This window comes from Tautonia marina (assembly GCF_009177065.1).
In the GTDB taxonomy this organism is placed as follows: domain Bacteria; phylum Planctomycetota; class Planctomycetia; order Isosphaerales; family Isosphaeraceae; genus Tautonia; species Tautonia marina.
Genome location: NZ_WEZF01000001.1, coordinates 377921 through 397901 on the forward strand (window position 1 = coordinate 377921; position 19981 = coordinate 397901).

At 62.6% G+C, this 19981-nt stretch carries 14 protein-coding genes, 1 tRNA gene and 1 pseudogene; 13 read left to right on the forward strand and 3 right to left on the reverse strand.

Features of this window, described 5'->3' with window-relative positions; translation table 11 throughout:
* Window positions 1-22 precede the first annotated feature (22 nt).
* Window positions 23-2227: a spermine/spermidine synthase domain-containing protein gene (locus tag GA615_RS01455; protein WP_152049473.1), complete on the reverse strand. Its 2205-nt coding sequence runs from the start codon at window positions 2225-2227 to the stop codon at window positions 23-25.
* A gap of 41 nt (window positions 2228-2268) precedes the next feature.
* Window positions 2269-3642: a hemolysin family protein gene (locus GA615_RS01460; RefSeq protein ID WP_235904980.1), complete on the reverse strand. Its 1374-nt coding sequence runs from the start codon at window positions 3640-3642 to the stop codon at window positions 2269-2271.
* Window positions 3643-4115: 473 nt separating this feature from the next.
* Between GA615_RS01460 and GA615_RS01465 the strand changes: the two genes are divergently transcribed.
* The 13 genes and pseudogenes from GA615_RS01465 (at window position 4116) to GA615_RS01530 (ending at window position 18244) form a co-directional block, all read left to right on the forward strand.
* Window positions 4116-4189, forward strand: a tRNA-Val gene (locus GA615_RS01465).
* Window positions 4190-4299: 110 nt separating this feature from the next.
* Complete coding sequence (locus tag GA615_RS01470; RefSeq protein WP_152049475.1) at window positions 4300-5523, forward strand: tyrosine-type recombinase/integrase; 1224 nt, start codon at window positions 4300-4302, stop codon at window positions 5521-5523.
* A gap of 1617 nt (window positions 5524-7140) precedes the next feature.
* Window positions 7141-7932 (forward strand): hypothetical protein, encoded by a 792-nt coding sequence (locus GA615_RS01475; RefSeq protein WP_152049476.1) that lies wholly within the window; start codon window positions 7141-7143, stop codon window positions 7930-7932.
* 129 nt (window positions 7933-8061) lie between these two features.
* Complete coding sequence (locus GA615_RS28620; protein ID WP_390622211.1) at window positions 8062-8430, forward strand: DUF1580 domain-containing protein; 369 nt, start codon at window positions 8062-8064, stop codon at window positions 8428-8430.
* A complete protein-coding gene (locus tag GA615_RS01485) occupies window positions 8427-8651 on the forward strand; it encodes a helix-turn-helix transcriptional regulator (protein WP_152049478.1) in 225 nt (74 codons plus the stop codon). The genes GA615_RS28620 and GA615_RS01485 overlap by 4 nt, the downstream gene beginning before the upstream one ends.
* A gap of 790 nt (window positions 8652-9441) precedes the next feature.
* Window positions 9442-11208 (forward strand): DNA polymerase, encoded by a 1767-nt coding sequence (locus tag GA615_RS01495; RefSeq protein ID WP_152049479.1) that lies wholly within the window; start codon window positions 9442-9444, stop codon window positions 11206-11208.
* A 1484-nt stretch (window positions 11209-12692) separates the two neighbouring features.
* Complete coding sequence (locus GA615_RS01500; RefSeq protein ID WP_152049480.1) at window positions 12693-13562, forward strand: alpha/beta hydrolase family protein; 870 nt, start codon at window positions 12693-12695, stop codon at window positions 13560-13562.
* A gap of 288 nt (window positions 13563-13850) precedes the next feature.
* Window positions 13851-13946: pseudogene (locus GA615_RS28625) on the forward strand (peroxiredoxin family protein); the annotation flags it as partial.
* A gap of 54 nt (window positions 13947-14000) precedes the next feature.
* On the forward strand, window positions 14001-15170 hold the full coding sequence (locus tag GA615_RS01510) for a tetratricopeptide repeat protein (RefSeq protein ID WP_152049481.1): 1170 nt from the start codon (window positions 14001-14003) through the stop codon (window positions 15168-15170).
* A 25-nt stretch (window positions 15171-15195) separates the two neighbouring features.
* Entirely contained in the window at window positions 15196-15897 is a 702-nt protein-coding gene (locus GA615_RS01515; RefSeq protein WP_235904981.1) for a hypothetical protein, read from the forward strand.
* Window positions 15894-16925 carry a DUF1559 family PulG-like putative transporter gene (locus GA615_RS01520; RefSeq protein ID WP_152049482.1) on the forward strand — a complete coding sequence of 344 codons (1032 nt, stop codon included), beginning with the start codon at window positions 15894-15896 and terminating at the stop codon, window positions 16923-16925. The genes GA615_RS01515 and GA615_RS01520 overlap by 4 nt, the downstream gene beginning before the upstream one ends.
* Before the next feature lie 93 nt (window positions 16926-17018).
* Window positions 17019-17801: a M90 family metallopeptidase gene (locus tag GA615_RS01525; protein ID WP_152049483.1), complete on the forward strand. Its 783-nt coding sequence runs from the start codon at window positions 17019-17021 to the stop codon at window positions 17799-17801.
* 242 nt (window positions 17802-18043) lie between these two features.
* Complete coding sequence (locus GA615_RS01530) at window positions 18044-18244, forward strand: hypothetical protein (RefSeq protein ID WP_152049484.1); 201 nt, start codon at window positions 18044-18046, stop codon at window positions 18242-18244.
* A 20-nt stretch (window positions 18245-18264) separates the two neighbouring features.
* Here GA615_RS01530 and GA615_RS01535 read toward each other — a convergent pair whose 3' ends face one another.
* Window positions 18265-19914 carry a HEAT repeat domain-containing protein gene (locus GA615_RS01535; RefSeq protein ID WP_152049485.1) on the reverse strand — a complete coding sequence of 550 codons (1650 nt, stop codon included), beginning with the start codon at window positions 19912-19914 and terminating at the stop codon, window positions 18265-18267.
* Between the last annotated feature and the right edge of the window lie 67 nt (window positions 19915-19981).

The following is a 19981-nucleotide window of genomic DNA, read 5'->3' on the forward strand; positions in this document are numbered from 1 at the left end:
GCCGTAACTCGTCGATCGAATGTCACGAGGGGAGCGGCGTGAGTCGGACCCGGGCAAAAAGGGCCGAGAGGACGTAGAAGCCGACGGCAACCCAGATGAGATTGTTGAATCCGAGGGCCAGTGACAGGTTCTCACTGAGGCCGCCCACCACCACCCCGGCCACGTTGGCGCCCAACGCAAGGTCGGGGCGGGCTCGGTCGCGGAAGGCGGACGCGAAGATGATGCCGGCAAAGAAGACTGGCAGGAAGACCACCGTGCAGGAGACCACCACCCGGAGGACGTCGGGCAGGGCGAGGTAGGTTTCCAGAGGGACCACCACATTTGCCAGCAAGGCGAGTACCAAGGCCACGTAAAAGGGCCACTGGCGTGTTGGCTTCATCCGGATGACCCAGAGATTGGCCAGGAGGACCATGACCAGGATCGCGCCGAAGACGATCGAGTTGACGGCCCAGGTTGATCCGAAAAGAAGTGCCATATGAACGACCCCCTTGGTTTCAAGGAGCATGAAACCGGCTCCAAGAAAGAACATCTGGATGTCGGGTCGTCCGCGTTTGATCGGGGCGAAGCCAAGGAGCAGGGCGATCGAGAGGATGCCGACGATCGCCATTCCCCGGAGGTTGAGGTTGGGGATCGAAGGGTCTTTCAGGTACAGGAAGGGCCAGGAATCCGTGGGAACGCGGGAGATGCCTTCGGTGATGACGCTGGCGGGTCGAAGGGCATCATTGGGCGCACGGGTTCGAGGGGCAAAAACTCCGTCGGCGACGCCCGTTTCAGGGTCGAGGGATGTGTCGAGAACCTGATCGTTCGCAAAGCGTTCACGGGCCTGTTCGATTGCAGGTGTCGTCCCATTGCCGGCCATGAGAAAGGTGATGTGATTGCTTTGTGAGGCGTCGGGGCGGATTTCGTCTTGAGGGGGCAGCGAGAAGACGACCGGTGGCGCGCCGAAGGCGGCATCGATCATCAGGTCGATCCGTCCCACGACCCAACCTTGACGATAGTAATTGTAGGCCGCGAAGACTCCACCGGGTTTGAGGCGGGCCTGGATGTCTCGCATCGCCTGATCGGTGAACAGAAAACTTTCCAGCCGGAGGCTCGAATAGCCGGAATGAAGGACAAGTGAATCAACAAGCGCGTAAATGATGAGATCGTATTTTTTGTCGGTGGTGCGTAGGAATCCCCGGCCGTCGGTGAGGTGGACGGTGACGCGGGGGTCTTGATAGGGGCGATTCGGGTGGTGCTGCTGCCCGAGTCGCTGAAGGGTGGGATCGATCTCGACCGCGTCGATTTGTTCGGCGCCGAATTGCAAGGCCGAGGCCACGTCGTTACCCGACCCGGCCCCGATGATCAGGACATCCTTGAAGGCGTCGCCACCACCGGCCCGATTCAAGAGGTGTGGGAGCCAGTAGGCTCGGCCGGTCGTCTCGACATCGACCATTTGCTGATGGCCAATATTGTTGGTTTCGATGAGTCGAGCATCGCTTGAGTACTCGACCTTGTAGTAGGGCGACCAGAAGGTGCGGGCTTCGTTGCCCGGCCCGAAGGCGGAAATGGCGGCGATGTAGAGCAAGCCGATCAGGCTTCCGATCTGGAGGATTGATCGCTTGCACAAAAGCGCGATGAAAACTCCAGATGCCACGGCGAACCACAGGAGCGGTGTCGTTTCAAAACGCGAGGCGAGCGCGAAGCCTGCAATTCCGACCAGACTACCGGCGATGTCGGTGGAATAGGCCGCGACTCGTTGGGGAATGGCGTTGAAGCGACGGCCCATCACCTGGCCGATACCGATGAACATGATGGCGATCAGGACGAAAAAGCCCCCAGCCAGGACCTCGATGGGGATGACCCAGGCAAACGGATCGCGCGCGAGGTATTCCGTTCCAAAATAGATTTGTTGCGGCGATCCCCGCCCTCCCACCTCGACCATGATCCCACTGCCGGTTCGGTGGGCAGAGAGGAGCCATTGCGCCAGCAGGGCGGCGACTAGTCCGACCGGAAGGGTCAGGCGGGAATAGTCTCTGGGAGATGATGCCGCCAGCAGCCCGACCGACAGCCCGAGAAAGCAGGCCATCAGCACCAGGTTTGTGAAGAACGTCAGGAATGCGACCGTCGCCCCGAACCATCGAATGCAGGCCAACTCCAGGAACAGGGCGACGAAGCTGATGAGGAACAGCTCAACATAGGCCCGTCTCGTGGTGATGGTCGGGTCAGAGAGTGTTGGAGATTCCATGCGTTCTGATCTTCCAGCCGAGAAATCGAGGGACGAGTTGGTCAGGACGGGGTCTCTGATTCGGTGGTGTTCGAGGGGGTGGGGGCACGGGCTGATTCCTCGGTGGGTTCGGGGTGGATCGGCTCGACCCGGACCCGTCTGACCCGGTTGGGTTCGGCATGGAGGACGATCAGGCGGTGCTGACCGACGACCACGGTGTCGCCTTCGGTCGCCAGGCGTCCGAGTAACTCGACGACGAGCCCGCCGGTGGTTCGGGAGTCGATTTCCTCGGGCACGGCCACGCCGTTCGCCTCTCGAAGTTCGTCGACCGGATAAACGCCATCGACTTCAAAGGCGCCTCCATCCTTGGATTCGACGCGAGGAGGCTCGCGGTCGAATTCGTCCTGGATCTGACCCACGAGCTTTTCCAGCACCGTTTCAAGTGTGACCATGCCGACGACATCACCATGTTCGTTGAGGAGCATTGCGAGGTGGATTTGATTGCGCTGAAATTCGAGCAGGAGGAGGTCGAGCTGCATCGTCTCGGGCAGGAAGGGAACCGTTCGAGCGAGGCGCCGCAGGTCGGGACGCCCGTCATCCGAACCGCTCGAACGGAAAAGGTCCTTCACATGAATGAATCCAACGACCGTGGTGAGATCGTCTTCGCAGAGAGGGAATCGGGTGTGACCGGCCCGGCGGGCGATGCGCAGATTTTCCTCAACGGAGCGAGCGAGGCTGAGGTAGACGATGTCGATTCGAGGGACCATCGCATCTTCAGCGGTTTTTTCTTCGAGATTGAGCACATTCTCAATCATGACGCGTTCGAATCGGGAGAGGTGGCCCCCCTGGTTGCTCTCGGAGAGAATGTGCCTGAGTTCTTCCTCGGTGTGGGCGAGTGCTTCGTGGTCGAGGGTGCCGATGCCGGCCAACCGAAGCACGAGATCGCTGAAGCCGTTGAGTAACCAGATGACCGGGAAGAACAGGTAGTAAAATGCCATCAAGGGCGGAGCGGTGATCAGGGCCATTGGCTTCGCCGCTCGGATGGCCAGGCTTTTCGGAACAAGTTCTCCAATGCTGATATGGAGGAACGTGACAAAGACGAAGGCGAATGCGGGGATGATGGGGATGCGCTGCCCTTGAATTTCCAGGGCGTGTTCCGGCAGTCCGATCGAGTGGAGCAGCGCCTCAATGCCCGGCTCGACCGACCGTTCGATGACAAAGCCCAGCCCGAGGCTTGCCAGGGTGATCCCGAATTGGGAGGCGGACAGGTAGGCGTCGAGGTGGTCAAGCAGCCGGCCCGTGACCTTCGCCGCCCAGTCTCCCTGGCCGGCCAGTTCGTCAATCTGACTGACGCGAACCTTGACCAGCGCGAACTCGGCTGCGACGAAAAAGGCGTTGGCCAGCAGCAACCCGGCCACAACCAGAAATTCGACCATGCCCATCCTCGGGCCTGTGCGATGATGGCGGACTCCGGGGTGATCTCCGCGCGAAGGGGAGCCCGGATGCGTCCCCACCGCCGATCGACCCAGAGGCCCTGTCTTGACCTCTCGATCTTACTCGAACCGGATGGCCCTCGCACGTTGCTTCTGCCCCAGCTCGGCCGATTCACCCATCCCGCCCGGCGTCATGACCCGTTCCGCCTTCTCCCCCACCTTCGATCGAGCCGAGCGTTCATCATGAAGTCCATTGGAGTTCCGCCCTTGCGGTGACCTTGTGGCTTTCCAGCGGTGTTCTGGCGCTCCTTCCTGCTCGCCGGCCGTCCGACACCTTTCATCCTCGTCACTCATCGATCTTCCTGAGTTACTCGCTTTCCCCGCTCGTTTGCCTCGTTCCCGTCACACCGGGAAATTTTCACCTTGAACCTGGCCACCCCGCCCGGTAAGTTGATTGAGTTCTCACTGCATTTGACGGGCGGCTAGCTCAGTTGGTTAGAGCGCCATCTTCACACGGTGGAAGTCACTGGTTCGAGTCCAGTGCCGCCCATTTGCTCTAAGTGTGACCGATAGCCGAACTTAGGCTAACCCGATGTTTGACGTCGGGGCGGTTCCGAAAGTCCCAAACCGGAATGTCTTCCGGTTTACGGAGTTTGGACCATGCCCCGTCTCGTCCATGCCCTGCCCAAATACTCCCGACACAAGCAAAGCGGTCGGGCCATTGTGAGGTTTGCCCACCGGGACGTGTTGCTCCCCGGACCCTACGGGTCTCCGGAGTCCCGAGCGGCCTATGATGCCACCGTTGCCCAATGGTTGGCGAACGGACGGAAGCTCCCCGACGCTCCGAGCCCGAGCGGATCGGGCCCCGGGGCTCCGAGCCCGACCGGGGCCAGCGTCCCGGCGGACTTGACGATCGCGGAGTTGATCGTCCGTTACATTGCGTTCGCGGATGTTCACTACCCGAAGCGGATCGGGACAACGGAAGTCCAGAATCTCCGGGACACGCTCCGACCCTTGAACGAGATGTTCGGGACGGTCCCCGTTCGCCAGTTTGGACCCAAGAGTCTCCGGGCCCTCCAAGACCGCTTGATCCGGGACGGGTTGGCTCGGGGGACGATCAACTCCCGAATCGGTCGGATCAAGCGGATGTTCAAATGGGCGACGGCGGACGAGTTGATCGGGCCCGAGATTCCGTCCGCCCTGGCAACGGTCCCGGGCTTGCGCCGGGGCTATTCCGGAGCGAAAGAGACCGAGCCCGTGGGGCCCGTCCCGGACGAACACGTGGACGCGGTCCGGTCCTACGTCTCCAAGCAAGTTTGGGCCATGATCGAACTCCAACGATGGACCGGGGCTCGTCCCGGGGAGATCGTGGCCATGAGGACCCGGGACTTGGAGATGACGGGCCCGGTTTGGACCTATCGGCCCGAGCGTCATAAGACGTGGGCTCGGGGAAAGGCCCGGGTGATCTATCTGGGGCCCCGAGCCCAAGAGATCGTCAAACCGTGGCTCCGGGCCCGACGGGACGAACCGCTCTTTCAACCCCGGGAAGCGGACGAGTCCCGGAAAGCGGAGATGAGACGGGCCCGTCGGTCTCGGGTCCAACCCTCGCAAGCGGACCGCTCCCGACCCGACGCGGTTCGCAAGCCCAGAGAATGCTACACGGTGGCGTCCTACGGGAAAGCGGTTCGTCGGGCGTGTGAAGCGGCGGGGGTCCCCGTTTGGAGCCCGAACCGACTCCGACACGCGACGGGGACCCGGGTCCGGAAGCTCTTTGGCGTGGAAGGGGCCCAAGTGATCTTGGGCCATGCTCGGGCCGACGTGACCCAAGTCTACGCGGAGCGGAATGAGACCCTTGCAATGGAGATCGCCCAACGGGTCGGATAGGCGTAAGACCGGACAGGGCGTCCGATATGTCCGGCGAGAAAAAGAAAGGGGCGACCAACGGGTCGGATAGGCGTGTGGCCGGACGGAGAGACGGGGCCCGAGTGGACACCTAAAAAGGGCCCCGGTAGGGTGCGACTGCACACCTAAAAAGCGGTTTAGGTCGTCCACAAAATCGCGACACCCTACACCTAAAAAAGAGCATGCCCGACGGGTCACAAGTGGTCACAAAGGGGCGGTCCCTTTCCGTGAAAAATGGATAGGAAATGGAAACGTCAAGTCGGTCCGGCTCGGTCCGCTCTAGGTAGGTAACAAGATGACCCATGCCCCATGTCCTTCGTGCGGAAATCGGGTTTGGAAGTTCGCGACGAAATGCGTCCATTGCGACCGCGATCTCTGGGGACCGCCCGTTCACTTCATTGTTGACCGCGATCCACCCAGGGGAGATAGCGGGGTCCATCGGTCCCCTTCGGGAGCCGGGTGGCTACTCGATCCGTGGACAGGTGCCGACATCGACGCGGGAGATTGGTTGAAGCTCCGAGACTCGGACATCGGAAACGAGTCCGATTCCCGTGTTCAAGCCGATGACGTGGTCGGCGAAGCGTTCACGGGCGACCCGAACGCGTTGTCCGTGGACGGGGACCGGGTCACGTTCCGGGGAGAGACCCACGTCGTGGACGATGACATTGCGGGGTTCGTCGGGGGACTCGTCCGGGCCGGACGCGGGGTTTGGGTCTCGGGCCCGGAACTCTCCCCGTTAATCCAAACCCGACCCGACCGGACGTTCAGAAAGCTCCGGGGCCGACTCCCCGAGCTTTGGGCGGAGATCGAATCCAAGACCGGGGCGGGCTATCGGCTCCGACCCTTGGCGTAACGTGGGATAGCTACATCAAAAAGACCCTTGCAATCGAGATCGCCCAAGTGATCTTGGGCCATACCCGGTCTCACTTGCTCGGGTCCTTTTCGGGCTCGGACGATCGGGCTTGCTCGGGGAACCGTCCCCGAACGGGTTTGAATTTCCCCGGGCCGTACGTACTTTCCGGAGTGTAGAGTCTCCGGGTCCTTCCGGGGCCCGTCGTCCGGGACTGGATCGGGAACGACCGGGGTGATCCGTACACTAGATAGATCGAGTCGGGTCCTTTCGGGGCGGTTTTGCTCCGAGCGGTGGGGAGAACCGTCCCGGAAGCGGTTTGAATCGTCCCGGGCCCGCTCCGACACGGGGCGTAGGTTCTCTGGGGACGTTTCGGTTCGGGCCCGAACACGGAAGCGTCCCGGGCCCGGGGAGTCTTACTAACAACTGGCGTCGGGTCCTTCCGGGGCGGTTTTCTTCGGGCTTGGGAGGGGAACCGTTCCGGAACCCATCTAAGTTTCTTTCATGGAGCGTAGGTTCTCCCGAACCGCTCGGGCTCGGGTTGGAAGGGGGGACCGCCCCGGGATTAGGTTGGCTGTATTGTGGACCGACCCGGACGGTCCGCCGACGGGCCGGGCTCCGAGAGCGGAGCGGTCCCGTGGTAACATGTCGAAACGGTGGGGAGTCATGACCCCACCAAGAGTCGGACCGGCCCGTGGGCTTTCCGTCGGCCCCGGGTCGGTCCGGCCGACTCCGACGGGGACAACACGATGGACGATACCGGCCCAAATTTGGCCTATGGGTTGGCTCTGTGCGTCAATGCTGGGGCCTATGCGTCGGTTTTGAGCAATCTCGCGTTCTACGTGACGTGTCCGGAGCCAGACTGGCATCCGGACCCGGACGCATTCGAGAACGCAACGCGGGGAGACGTCCATCGGGAATATCGGCTCTTGTCCAAACTGGCCCGAGACCCGGGGCTTGTTCCGTGGTTGCGGCGGGCCGGACGTGATCCGGTCGAATTCTCGGAGCGGTTGGAATCGGGGAAAACCGAAGCGTTGAGTCTTATCTCCGCGTTGGTATTCGGCGGGGTCTTGGGCCAGAACCTCCAAGCGTTGGGGGAGCATCCGGTCCGGGCCAACGTCGTCCATGTCGATCAACATGGGCGATGGTTCCGGGACTTGGCAAACGCGTTGAGCGGAGAGATTGATCGGGTGAAAGCCGAACGCGGGGCCGATCCCGAGTGGACACGTCCCGAAGCTCCGAATGGATTGGCCGGTCTCTCGGCTCCGTCTCCGAGCATTCCCGAGCCCGACCCGAATGTATTGTCCGTGGACGGGAACCGGATCACGCTCCGGGGAGAGACCTACGTTGTGGACGATGACGAAGCGGCGTTCGTCCAAACGTTCGTCCGGGCCGGACCGGGGAAAACGGTTCGGCCGAGAGACTATCCCGAGCTAGTGGGAGACCGTCCCGATCGGACGTTCAAGAAACTGAAAAGGCGGTTCCCGGAGATCGCGGAGTTGATCGACAGTGACACGACGGGACGGTGGCTCAAAGGGTGACATAGGTACGCCATATTTTGTCCGTAGCTACGCCATAGGCATATTTCTAAATTTGCTCCCGAGCATTGCGAGCAATTGGGCCCGCTTGCTCGGGAGTTCGCGTAAGTGTCTATCACACTTTCTGAAAACGTGATCGCATTGGCCGACGTCCCGGGAATCCTGCCCAAGCGTCGGGGCGGTCGGAAAGTCCACACGTCCACGGTCTGGCGTTGGGCGATGAAAGGCTATCGGGGGACCCGATTGGAGACGCTCCGGGTCGGGGGGACGCTGTGTACGTCCCGGGAAGCGTTGGAGCGGTTTTTTGGGCGGATCGACACGGACCCGGGCTCGGAGCCGACGTCCGGGGGCTCGGGTCGGGCTCGGGAGATTCGGGACGCGGTGGCTCGGGCGGAGACGATGCTCCGACCCGGCTCCAAGCGTCGGGCTCCAGTGGCGGACGTGGACGCGGTCGGGGCGGTCTCCGTCTCGTCCCGAGCCAAGAGGGGGGCCCGGTCATGATCGACGTCTGCCCGGAGTTCAAACTCGAATCGGCCCCGGCTCGGTTGGTCCCCGCGTCGGAGTTCGCGGACGCGTTGGGGGTCTCCCCGAGCGGTCTCCGCTATCTCGTCCAACGGGGGACCATCAACCCGCCGATCCGGGTTGGCAAGCGGCGGGGTTGGGCCCCGTCGATTGTCGCGTTCCACGTCCAGCAACGGGCCCGACGTATGGGCAAGTCCTGAAACGGAAACGGACCGGACCCGGTGACGCGGGTCGGTCCGCCAACCTCGAAAGGTTTGGTGATCTTCGTGGCAACGAAAAATCACAATGATGATTCTCCCCGGAAACCGCTTCCGGGACAACAATCCTTCCCGGGGATCGGGGACGCTCCCGACTCCCCACGTCCCGAGCCGGACCCGACTCCGAGCCCGGAACCAAGCCCAAGCCCGAGTCCGGGGACCGACGCTCCCGACCCGTTCGACCCGAACCGCTTTCGGCTTGGGACGAATTACGCGGCGATGCTCGGCTCCGAGTCTCACCTTTTGGAGATTCCGGTCCGCAAGCCCGGGAAAGAGGCATGGTTCCGGGTCCATCCGGAATTCAAGATGGAATCGGCCCTCTTGGAGATCGGGGACGAGACCGGGGACCGGGAGACGTTCCTTGTCGATCCGCCGTTGTGGCCCCGTCTGGCGTCGGAGACGACGTTCGGGCCCCGGCTCTTGGTTGTCACCATGACCAAGTCCGGGGTTGTCGGGCTCTGGCCGATCAAGCTCCCGAGAGACGGGGAGAAGATCAACCCGTGGACGCGGTCCGCATTGACGGCGGTTTCCATCGCGGAATCCCGTTGGGTCCGGCTCCAATCGGATCGGGCGTTGGGAGCGTATCGGGCGGAGACCGCGTCCGGGTTCACGGATGATCCGGTCTGGCCTGAATACTCGTTCGGGGAGATTCTCAAGATCGCGTTCCGAGATCGTTTAATCACGTCTTGGGATCATCCGATCTTGAAGCAACTCCGGGGAGACGCGTAACGCTATGCTCTCCGGACCCGACGCGTTCGGGTCGATCTGGGTTCTCGATTTCGAGTTCGTGGCCCGACCGGGCGATCGGCCCGAGCCGGTTTGCTTGGTCGGTCACGAACTCCGAACGGGCCAGACGGTCCGACTCTGGCAAGATCAACTCCGGGCCCGTCGGGACGCTCCGTTCCCGGTCGGGCCCGACGCGTTACACGTGACGTTCTTCGGATCGGCGGAATGGACGTGTTACTTGGCTCTGGGTTGGGAACTCCCCGTCCGAGTCGTGGACTTGTTCGCGGAGCATCGACTCCAGACGAATTACGCGGTCCCCAAAGCGGTGCGACGGGGCTTGGTCCCGATGGGAGACGGGTTGGTCGGGGCGTGCCGATCCCGAGGCGTCCCCGTGATCGACCCGGGGACCAAGCTAACGGAACGGGAATTGATCATGCGAGGGGGCCCGTGGACTCCGGACGAACGGGCCCGGATCGTGGCCTATTGTGAGTCGGACGTCCAAGCAACGGCGGACTTGTTCCGAGCGATGGCTCCGGGCTTGGACTGGCCCCGAGCCTTGATCCGGGGACGCTACACGTCGGCCGTTGCGAGGATGGAACACGTCGGGGTCCCGATCGACGTCCCCACGTTCGAACGGCTCCGGGACCGTTGGGACGAGATCAAGCTCCGGATCGTGACCGGGGAAGATCGGCTCGGGTTGTTCGACGGGGTCTCATTCCGGGAAGAGACGTTCGACGCGTGGCTCCGGGCCCGGGGCTATGTCTGGCCCCGGTTCCCGTCGGGCCGACTCCGCTTGGACGATGACGTGTTCAAGGCGATGACGTCCCGATACCCGGAACTCGGCTCGGTCCGCAAGGTTCGCCAACTGCTCTCCGAGACCCGGCTCTTTCGAGCGTTGGCGGTCGGAGCGGACGGACGGAATCGGACGCTCTTGGGCCCGTTCGCCACGTCCACGGGTCGGAACGCTCCGTCAAACTCGAAATTCATTTTCGGCCCGAGCGGTTGGGCCCGGGGCTTGATCCAACCCGAGCCCGGGACCGCGTTGGCCTATGTCGATTTCACGTCCCAAGAGTTCGGGATCGGGGCCTATCTCTCCGGGGACCGGGCGATGATCGCGGCCTACGAATCGGACCAAGACGTCTATATCACGTTCGGGGTCCGAGCCGGGTTGATCCCGTCCGACGCGTTGACGATGGACGCGGAGACCGCGAAAGCTCGATTCGGGGCCGAACGAAAGCTCTTGAAAGCGGCGGTTCTCGGGTCTCAATACGGGCTCGGGGCCGATGGACTGGCCCAACGGATCGGGACGTCTCGGACGGAAGCGTCGGGGCTCTTGGACGCGGTCCGCCAAGCAAGCCCGAGCTATTGGGCGTGGATCGACGGGGCGGTCCGATACGCCAATTGGACCGGGACGCTTCACACGTGTCTCGGTTGGCAAACGATCCTCCGACCCGAGACCAAGCCAACGTCCCTCTTGAATTGGCCGATCCAAGCCCACGGGGCGGAGATTCTCCGCTTGGCGTGTTCCATGCTGACGGAACGCGGGGTCCGGGTTTGCTGTCCCGTCCACGACGCGGTCTTGATCGAAGCGGACGCGGACCGGATCGGGGACGCGGTGGCGGAGACCCAAGCGGTCTTGGCGGACGCATCGGGAATCGTCCTAGGCGGGCCCGTGTTGCGTTCCGACTCCAAGACCGTCCATTCTCCCGATCGGCTCTTGGAAGGCGATTCTGGGGCGTTCTGGGGCCGCTTAATGGGCTATCTCGGGGAGTGATCCGGGCCCCGAGTCCGGAGACGGAGACCCGTCTCGGGGGACGCGTCCGGGCTCCGTCGGGGGACCCGAGAGACCGAGAATGAACAAAACGCGTCCGGGACTCCGGGGGAGAATGAACAAAACGCGACCCCCTGCCTACTATTCTTCTCTTCTTACTATCTCTTCATAACAAGAGGGTAAGGGAATATGGGAGCGTCCATCTTGCACACGTTCGATATGGAGCGGTTCCGACTCCCATGTCACCACGTCGGGGACTTGGGCGGAAAAGAGTATGTCGTCCGGCCCGACGTCTATTGGTCGAACATCCGGGGCCCGATCCCTTGGGCTTGGGTGATCCGAGCAAGCGGACTCCCCGGGCCCGGGTTGGTTGTGGCTCTGGGGTCTTGGTATCTCGTCCGACGCTTTCGGGGACACTATCGGGCCAGTGGGGAACGGTTGGCGGACGTCTGGGGACTCGGACCGACGTCCGTCAAGCTCGGGCTCCGCTTGGCGGAATCGGCGGGTCTCGTCCACGTCCAACGCTCCCCGGGACAGAAGCTCGAATTGACGCTCCGGGAAGTCCCCGAGCCCGGACGAACGCGGAAACCGCTCCGGGGCCCGATCCCGTGGGCATGGTGGGAGACCGCGTCCAAGTTGGGTCCCGGTCCGGCTCGGGTCGGGATCGTGTGTTGGGCGGTCTCGGGTTGGGAGCATTCCCGGACGTTCGTCTTGGACCGGACCGCTTGGGCCGACGTGGGCTTGTCCCCGTGGACCGTGACTCGGGGCTTGGTTGAACTCGCATCGGCCGGACTGGTCACGTTGGACCGTTCTCGGGGACGCTCCCCGGTCGTCCGGCTCCAAGAGCGTAAACCGGAATTCCGGTTTCCTATGCAATGACATGCAACGGTAGGCACTAGACGATAAGCGTCGGACCTAGTAAATTCCGCGATAGAACGCGGATTTTCCCGGTTTGATTCGTGTTCGCGGAGCCGTTTTCACACGGTGGAAGTCACTGGTTCGAGTCCAGTGCCGCCCATTCACCTTAAGTTCGACGCCGAACACGATTTGCGTGGATCTTCTGTCTGGTGGGTTTGTCGGAACGTGGGAAAACGACGAGCGAGGATCATCGCGGAGTCGTGTTTCGGTTCTCCCCATCGTGTCGGGTCTCGGGAAGGGGAATCGAGGTGATCGGTTCCTGCGGCATTCGGCGTGGCCGACGGCCGAGGCATCGAATCGTTTGCGGGGAGATGGAGGTCGGTGGAGGCGGTCGTGCCGTGATCACCACCTCGAAATCGCCGGCCAAGGGCGGCGACCGATGAAATGGGTTGCTTCGCTCGGGCAGTCGAGAGGTGACCGACGCCGGTTATTGGTGTGACCTCGATTGCCGCGATGGCCGGGAGGGCGAGCGTTCGGGGCGAGAAGGGCCATGCGTCGCGGCGGCCAGTCGGGTAGGCTGGAGGTCGACGGATGGGTTCTGATCGACCGAGCAGGGCGATGAGGCGAGCATGAGGAACACTCGGTGGCTGGTGCGAGCCAGTTGTTCTGGGTTCGTGCCGGCGTTGATGGTCGCGGTGGGAATCATCCTCTGCCCAACCGCCGCCACCAAAGGTCAAGACGAAGCATCCTTGGCGCGGGGTGACGAGCCGTCGAAGGAACTCCCGATGCCTGGGGAGGTGTTCCGAGTCGAGGGCCAGACCGCCTTCCTCATCCTGCCGGAGGGGCCAAAGGCAACCGACGCGATGCCGTGGGTCTGGTATGCCCCGACCCTGCCGGGCTTGCCGGGGACCGAAGAGCGCTGGATGTTTGAGCGGTTCCTCAAGGCCGGAATTGCCGTCGCGGGGATCGACGTGGGAGAGTCGTTCGGGAGCCCGGAGGGTCGGGCTCGGTACACCTCCTTTTATGAAACACTTGTTCAGAAGCGGGGGCTTTCCCCGCGGCCCTGTCTGGTGGCGAGGAGCCGCGGTGGCTTGATGCTCTACAACTGGGCGGTCGAGCATCCCGAGTCGGTGGCGTGCATTGCCGGCATCTACCCGGTCTGCGACCTCCGCAGCTATCCCGGGCTCGACAGGGCGGCTATCGCGTATGGCATGACTCCGGAAGAACTGGCCGAACGCCTCCCGATGCACAATCCCGTGGACCGGGTCGAGGCGCTGGCGAAGGCGGGGGTGCCGATCTTCCACCTTCATGGAGACGCCGACACGGTCGTGCCGATCGAGGCGAATTCCGCCGCACTGGCTCAGCGCTACCGCGAATTTGGCGGTGAGATGACGCTGCGAGTGGTTGAGGGAGGCGGGCATACCATGTGGCACGGCTGGTTTCAGAGCCCGGAGCTTGTTGAGTTCGTGATTGCTCATGCTCCCGCAACATCAGAATGAGGCGTGGTGATCGGGCTCAGAGTGGGGATCCTGACGAGACCGAGAGGACGGGGGCGATGAGGGGGACGCTCGGGCCGACCGATCGGCTCCCGGGGTGAAGGAGGGGGTTGCCTGGGTCCAGATCATGGTAGAGTGGTCGCAGGACCGTCTCGCAGGGTGGACGCCCAAGTTCTCAGGAGCATGATGATGCGACGATGGAAGACGCTGCTGGCCGCCTGTGCCGCCGTGGTTGTGGGCGGATCGTCGGGCGTGTCCGGGGCCGAGACCCCTCAGGTCGGACAGCGGTATCCGGATTTCGTGCTGCCGAGCATCGAAGGGGGCGCTCCGGTTTCGCTCTCGCAGTTTCGGGGCAAGAAGGTGTTGTTGATCCAGTTCGCGTCGTGGTGAGCGGGCTGCCGCAAGCACGTGCCGGTCTGGCACGACTCGACCCGAAGGTGGGTGGACGACGGACGCCTGGTCCTGCTCGGCGTGACCCAGGAACAGCATGCCGACCGGTGCCGCCTGTTCGCTCGTTGGCAGAAGTTCGAGTTCCCGATCCTTCACGACCCGATCAACGTTCTCCGGTCGCAGGCCGTGCCCATCCTTACCGCCATCGACGAGCACGGCATCGTGCGAAACCTTCAGCCTCGTCTGGAGACGTTCGAGGCGGAATTCCTTGATCGCTCCTTCCCGGCCGAGACGGCCGAGGCCGAGAGTTCTCCTCCCCAACCGCCCGACCTTGACGCGTTGAAGGATCAAGTCCGACGAACCCGGACGGCCGACGCCTGGCGAAGCCTGGGTGATGCCCTTGTCCTGTGGGGGGGAATCGATCGGATCGACGAGGCCATTGACGCCTATGAGCATGTCCTCGGACTTCGACCGGACGACGCCGACAGCCACTTCCGGCTTGGTGTTTGCTTCCGATTGCGGTTCGAATCGTCCCATCGACGACCCGGCGACTTCCAGGCGGCCGTCGATGCCTGGGGCGAGGCGCTCGATCGGGAACCGAACCAGTACATCTGGCGACGCCGGATCGAGCAGTACGGCCCTCGCCTGGCGAAACCGTATCCGTTTTACGACTGGGTCGACCAGGCCACTGCGGATCTTGCCACGCGAGGCGAGCCGCCGGTCCACCTGGCCGTCATGCCCACGGGAGCCGAGATTGCCCAGCCTTCACGCGAGTTCGAGGCGCTCGATCCGGTCCAACAGTCGCCCGATCCTCAGGGGCGAATCCATCGCGATCGGCTTGGACTCGTCGAGGCTGAGGTCGCCGTCGTCCCGGCGAAGGTCGGCGCTGGGGAAACCGCTCGGGTCCACGTGACCTTCCTGCCCAACGCAATACGCAAGGCTCACTGGAATAACGAGTCCACGCCCTTGCGAATCTGGATTGATCCCCCCGAGGGCTGGCGCGTCTCTAATCGGTTGCTCTCCGCCCCTCAGGGGGACCGGCCCGAAACCAATGAGGTGCGCCGCCTCGACTTCGAGGTCGAGGTTCCCTCGACGGCAAGCGGCGTGACCCGGATCCCCGCTTTTGCGCTCTACAATGTTTGCGAGGATCTGGGGGGCGTCTGCCTCTTTCTCCGGCAGGATCTCGTCATCGAGGTCGAGGTGATGCAGGACGCGCCTTGAGCCGGCCTCCCTGGAAATTGCGAGAATGTCGATGCGATTCAAGCGGCCTGGGATGAGCGTGGTGGTCCTCCTCGTCAGTGCCGAGAACGCGTGGGCAGGGATGCCCTCGATCACCCTGACCGACCTGGCCAGGATGCGGATTCAGACGCTCTCATTCTTTCTGCTCGGAATCCTCATCTGCTCCTGGATTGTGCAGCGCATCTGGAACGGGCTGAGCAAGGAGTTCTCGTGGCTCCCTCGCCTGACGTTTGGCAAGGCGCTCGGCCTCATCACGCTTTGGGGGTTTCTGTTCGTCCTCATCCTCACCATGATCTCCGGCGCCCGGGAATTGATGACTCCAGGCGCCTGGGAAAAGCAGGGGTTGACGTATACGATTGCCGATGAGTCTGCCTCGGAGGTTCCTCCCGATCCGCTCATGGAGGAACGCCGCCGGGTGCTCGATCGGCTTCGGATCGCCCTCTGGAGCTATGCCCGCAGCCACGACGGTCGCTTCCCGTCCCAGGAGGATCAGACCGCCATCCCGGACGAGGCGTGGCAGGTGCCCGACCCCTGCGGGATGCGGTATCGCTACGTGCCCGGACAGTTCGCCGACGAGGGGCACGAGCCGCTTGTCTATGAACCTGGGCTTTTTGGCCTCGATTGCCTGGTGCTGCTGACCGATGGTCGGATCGTCGTGATGAGCCTCGACGCAATTGAGCAAACGCTCGACGAGGAGCAAACCCCATGAGACGCTCGATCATCGTGGGCTCGATCATGCTCCTGCTCTTCGTTGCCCTTGCCGTCATCGGCCTGGTTGTGCCGCTTGACGTGATGATCGCCCTGAGCTTGGGCTGGGTCTTCTTCCTCGGCCGGGTGCTGCCGGAGGTCACCATTGCCTGGGATGGGGTGGTTACGGCAGTGGTTTGCCTGGTTGTTTTCGTGGTTGGTGCCCATGCCTTTCTTCGCTGGATTGCGCAGCAGCGGATCGCGGAAGGCTCAGCAAACGCTCGACCCTGGCCGTTCCGATGGACTGTGTCGATGATGGGGGTGATTGTCGTCATGTTCCTCGCCGGGATCGCGGCGACCGGGGTCGTCCATCAGGTCGGCTGGCTGTTGACCTCGCGCGAGCCGATCGTGGGCTTCGTCAGTGTGGCCGCGCAGCGTGCTCAGTCCTCGAACAATCTCAAGGTGATCGGCATTGGTTTGTACAACTACCACGACTCGCACGGCACCTTCCCGCCCGGCGGGACGTTTGATGATCGCGGCCGACCGCTCCACGGTTGGCAGGCGATGCTCTTGCCTTATGTCGATCATCAGGCGATTTACGACCAAATAACCTTCGAACTGCCCTGGAATGATCCCGCCAATCGCGACCCGTTTCAGACCGAGGTGTTGATGTTTCTCAACCCCGGAAACCCCGATCGGAGTGATGCGACCGGGTATGCCCTCAGCCATTATGCCGGGAACGCTCGCATTCTCGGTGGGGACATGCCCCGAAGTCTGACCGACCTGACGGATGGGGCCTCCACCACGATTCTGGCCGGCGAGGTGGTGAGCGATTTCCTTGCCTGGGGCCATCCGACCCAGTGGCGGGACCCGGCGCTCGGCATCAACCGCTCTCCCCGAGGCTTTGGAAGCTCGTTTCCCCCTGGAGGGGCGAATTTTGTGTTCGCCGATGGCTCGGTCCGGTTCGTGAAGGACTCGGTCGCTCCTCAGGTTCTCAAGGCGTTGAGTACTCCAGCCGGAAACGAAGCGATTTCCAATGGAATGTACTGACGACGATGTGTTCGTCGCAGCTGACCTTGCCCAGTCTCACTCGACGAGCAGCACGTCCGAGACGAACAATAAACGAAAATGTGGTCTTCGCTCATGTTTGGATATTTCGAAACCAAGCGGCAACGCCGGAACCGGATTCGTTCCCAGCCCTTTCCCAATGATTGGGATGCGATCCTGCACAGGCAGGTTCCGCTTTATCAACACCTCTCCGACCAGGATCGTCAGGAACTTCAAGGGCTCATCCAGATCTTTGTCGATGAGAAACACTTCGAGGGATGCGGCGGCTTGACGTTGAACGACGCCATCCGCGTGACGATCGCTGCGCAGGCATGCATCCTCCTCTTGCATCGCGAGACGGACCTCTACCCTCGACTGATTTCCATTCTCGTCTATCCGAGTACCTACGTGGCCCAGGCACGCCAGCCGATCGGCGGAGGGATGGTTCTCGAAGGCGAAATTGCCCGCCTCGGCGAGGCATGGAAGGACGGGGTGGTGGTGCTGTCCTGGGACGATGTCCTCGCCGGAGCCTCAGACATTCACGACGGCCACAACGTCGTGCTGCACGAGTTCGCCCACCAGCTTGACCAGGAGAATGGTCCCGCGGACGGGGCGCCGGTCCTTGAACAGCGCAGTCAGTACGTCTCCTGGGCTCGCGTGCTCGGCAACGAATACGAGCAACTTCGCCAAGATGCCTCGCTGGGGAGACCGAGTGTGCTGGATCGGTATGGCGCGACCAATCCGGCGGAGTTCTTCGCGGTGGCGACCGAGTGTTACTTCGAAAAGCCCAAGGAACTTCAACGCTCGCATCCCGAGTTGTTCGAAGAACTCAGGGCGTACTACCACTTTGACCCGACGGAGATTCGGGAGTTGGGTTAAGGGCGGCTTGCGTCTTCAATGCCCGTGGCCAGCATCGCCAAGGTCTGCAAGGTCACGTGCAGGAGACCCTTGCGTGACCCACGAGCAGGGAATTCTCAGGATTCTGATGACACCTGCCAGGATTCTGCGGTCGGTCATACCGCAATTGACCGATTTGAGGCTCATCACGCCCGGTACGATCGTTTCGAAACGGTTTGGCACGCCCCTTGCGAATGAGTCACTCAAGAAATGAGGGACTCATCATGAATGACAGAACCTATTTCGAGCGATTGATGGCCTCTGCCGAGCGGGTTGCACACCACGCCTGGCATCCGGGGAAGGACCAGGCGATTGTGCAGTGCATCGAGGAGATCGAGATGATTGCACTCGACGGACTTATCAGCGACGAGCAATGTGAGGTGCTCCGGACCATCCTTCAAAGCGGTTGCTCGATCGCCGCCTGAAGAGAGGGGATTCGCCCGGCTCAAGGAATGGGTTGATCGAGCTGCCGTAGAATTCGCTCGGCTCGGTAGACGATCTCAAGGTCCTGATGATCCAGAGCCGTCTTCAGCGCGGGGATGGCGACCGGGCCGAGGGTCAGCAGTTCACGCTCGGCCGCCTCTCGGACACTCGGGGAAGGATCGCCAAGCTGGGGCACCAGCAGCGCTGCCTGATCGGAAAGGCTTGGGTCGATTCCGGAGATGATCACGGTCGCCACACGGACGGTTCGATCGACCGGAGGAAACACGTCCAGCGGCACGAGTTCGTCGATCGCTGCTCGGTCGAGGTGGGCCAGCACGATGAGACGATCGGGTCGGAACAAATGGTCGCCCAGTTCGTCGAGGGTGGTCCTCGCCCGATCCTCACGAATCCCTTGGCTCACGAGACGTCGCAACAATTCACGGGCCGAAACCTCGGCATAGGCTGGGTCCGAGTCGGTGAACACGTCTGAAAGGGTCAGCGTGACGGGAGGGCCCTTCACCTGCGCCGGGGAAGCGTCGGAGGCCGCTTCCAACCGCTCAGAGGTACTGAGGAAGAGCGAACCGTCCTCGGTGATCCGGTAACTCAGCCCTGACTTGCCGAGCATGTCGGCCAGCACGTCACGCGCCGGTCGGATTCCGGCGGTGAGGTCTGCCGGAGTCGTATCGAGGTCGATCTCGGCGTCGGCAAGTGTTCGATCGTCCCGCACCGTTTGCAAGCCGGTTTGATTGCGGATGAGTTGGAGCACGTCGGCCACCGGCCTGGCGGAGCCGTTGAGCGTGACGCTCTGGTTCAGACGTTGCTCGATACGTGCTCGAACGGCCGCATCGGCCTCGGCGGGCACCGGCGAAGGCGGCGGAGTGGCTCGGGATTCGGGATCATCCCCGTTCTCGTCGTCGAAGACATCGAGCGCGGGGTCTCGGTTCGAATCGTCCTGAGCATTGGACTCCGAGTCCGAATCGTTATCCTCCTTGATCGGCTCCTCCGAGGACTGGGGCTGTTCTGCGGGCAGCTCGTCGAGCCAGCCGATCCGGTAACCGCCATCCGTCGGAACGATCACGGCGAGATCATGCAACGAATGGAAAGACAGGTTTTGAAGCGTGTAATCATCGGGGCCGTCCTGGAGTGTTAGCGGAATGGGGAGGGCCAGTTCTGCGTCGTATGCGAGAAATCGTTCCGCCCGGCCTTCGACCTCGATGACCAACGAGTCGTCCAGTTCGCGGAGGGCTCGAAACGGGTGAGATTCCGAGAGGAAGACCAGCGGGTGGTCAGCGGGAGGGTTTTGAGAGAGGTTCGCCCCGAACCATCGAAGGCTGTCCACCCGTTCCCGAGCCGGAGGCCAGTGAGACAGGAACGTGCCCGACGAGAGCCGGATCTCGAGATCGAAGTCTTCGATCGGTTTACCCAAAAAGCGAACCACCGAAACCGGCGCGATGGGTAAGCCCCACGGTCCAGGGTTCTCCTGCTTCGGACGGGCTGTGCCGACCACGCTCGGCATTGCATTCCCGGCCGCGTTTCGATCGTTGATCCGTTCCTGAGCCGGAGAGCCGACCCAGATCGACCATTCCTCGACAGTGACCGGCAGAACCTCCTGCGCGACGCTGGAAGGCAAGACCTCAGGAACGGACACAAGCGCAAGGATCACCAGGATCATGAGCGGCGCGATCCGAGTTGAAGGACGATTCATACCAGGTGCTCGGCAAAAGAAACGAATCGTTTTG

Coding starts and splice junctions, on each gene's coding strand:
- GA615_RS01500 (WP_152049480.1), top strand. CDS start 12,693: ATGAGGAACACTCGGTGGCTGGTGCGAGCCAGTTGTTCTGGGTTCGTG.
- GA615_RS01520 (WP_152049482.1), top strand. CDS start 15,894: ATGAGACGCTCGATCATCGTGGGCTCGATCATGCTCCTGCTCTTCGTT.
- GA615_RS01530 (WP_152049484.1), top strand. CDS start 18,044: ATGAATGACAGAACCTATTTCGAGCGATTGATGGCCTCTGCCGAGCGG.
- GA615_RS01535 (WP_152049485.1), bottom strand. CDS start 19,914: ATGATCCTGGTGATCCTTGCGCTTGTGTCCGTTCCTGAGGTCTTGCCT.
- GA615_RS01525 (WP_152049483.1), top strand. CDS start 17,019: ATGTTTGGATATTTCGAAACCAAGCGGCAACGCCGGAACCGGATTCGT.
- GA615_RS01515 (WP_235904981.1), top strand. CDS start 15,196: ATGTCGATGCGATTCAAGCGGCCTGGGATGAGCGTGGTGGTCCTCCTC.
- GA615_RS01485 (WP_152049478.1), top strand. CDS start 8,427: ATGATCGACGTCTGCCCGGAGTTCAAACTCGAATCGGCCCCGGCTCGG.
- GA615_RS01455 (WP_152049473.1), bottom strand. CDS start 2,227: ATGGAATCTCCAACACTCTCTGACCCGACCATCACCACGAGACGGGCC.
- GA615_RS01460 (WP_235904980.1), bottom strand. CDS start 3,642: ATGGTCGAATTTCTGGTTGTGGCCGGGTTGCTGCTGGCCAACGCCTTT.
- GA615_RS01475 (WP_152049476.1), top strand. CDS start 7,141: ATGGACGATACCGGCCCAAATTTGGCCTATGGGTTGGCTCTGTGCGTC.
- GA615_RS01470 (WP_152049475.1), top strand. CDS start 4,300: ATGCCCCGTCTCGTCCATGCCCTGCCCAAATACTCCCGACACAAGCAA.
- GA615_RS01495 (WP_152049479.1), top strand. CDS start 9,442: ATGCTCTCCGGACCCGACGCGTTCGGGTCGATCTGGGTTCTCGATTTC.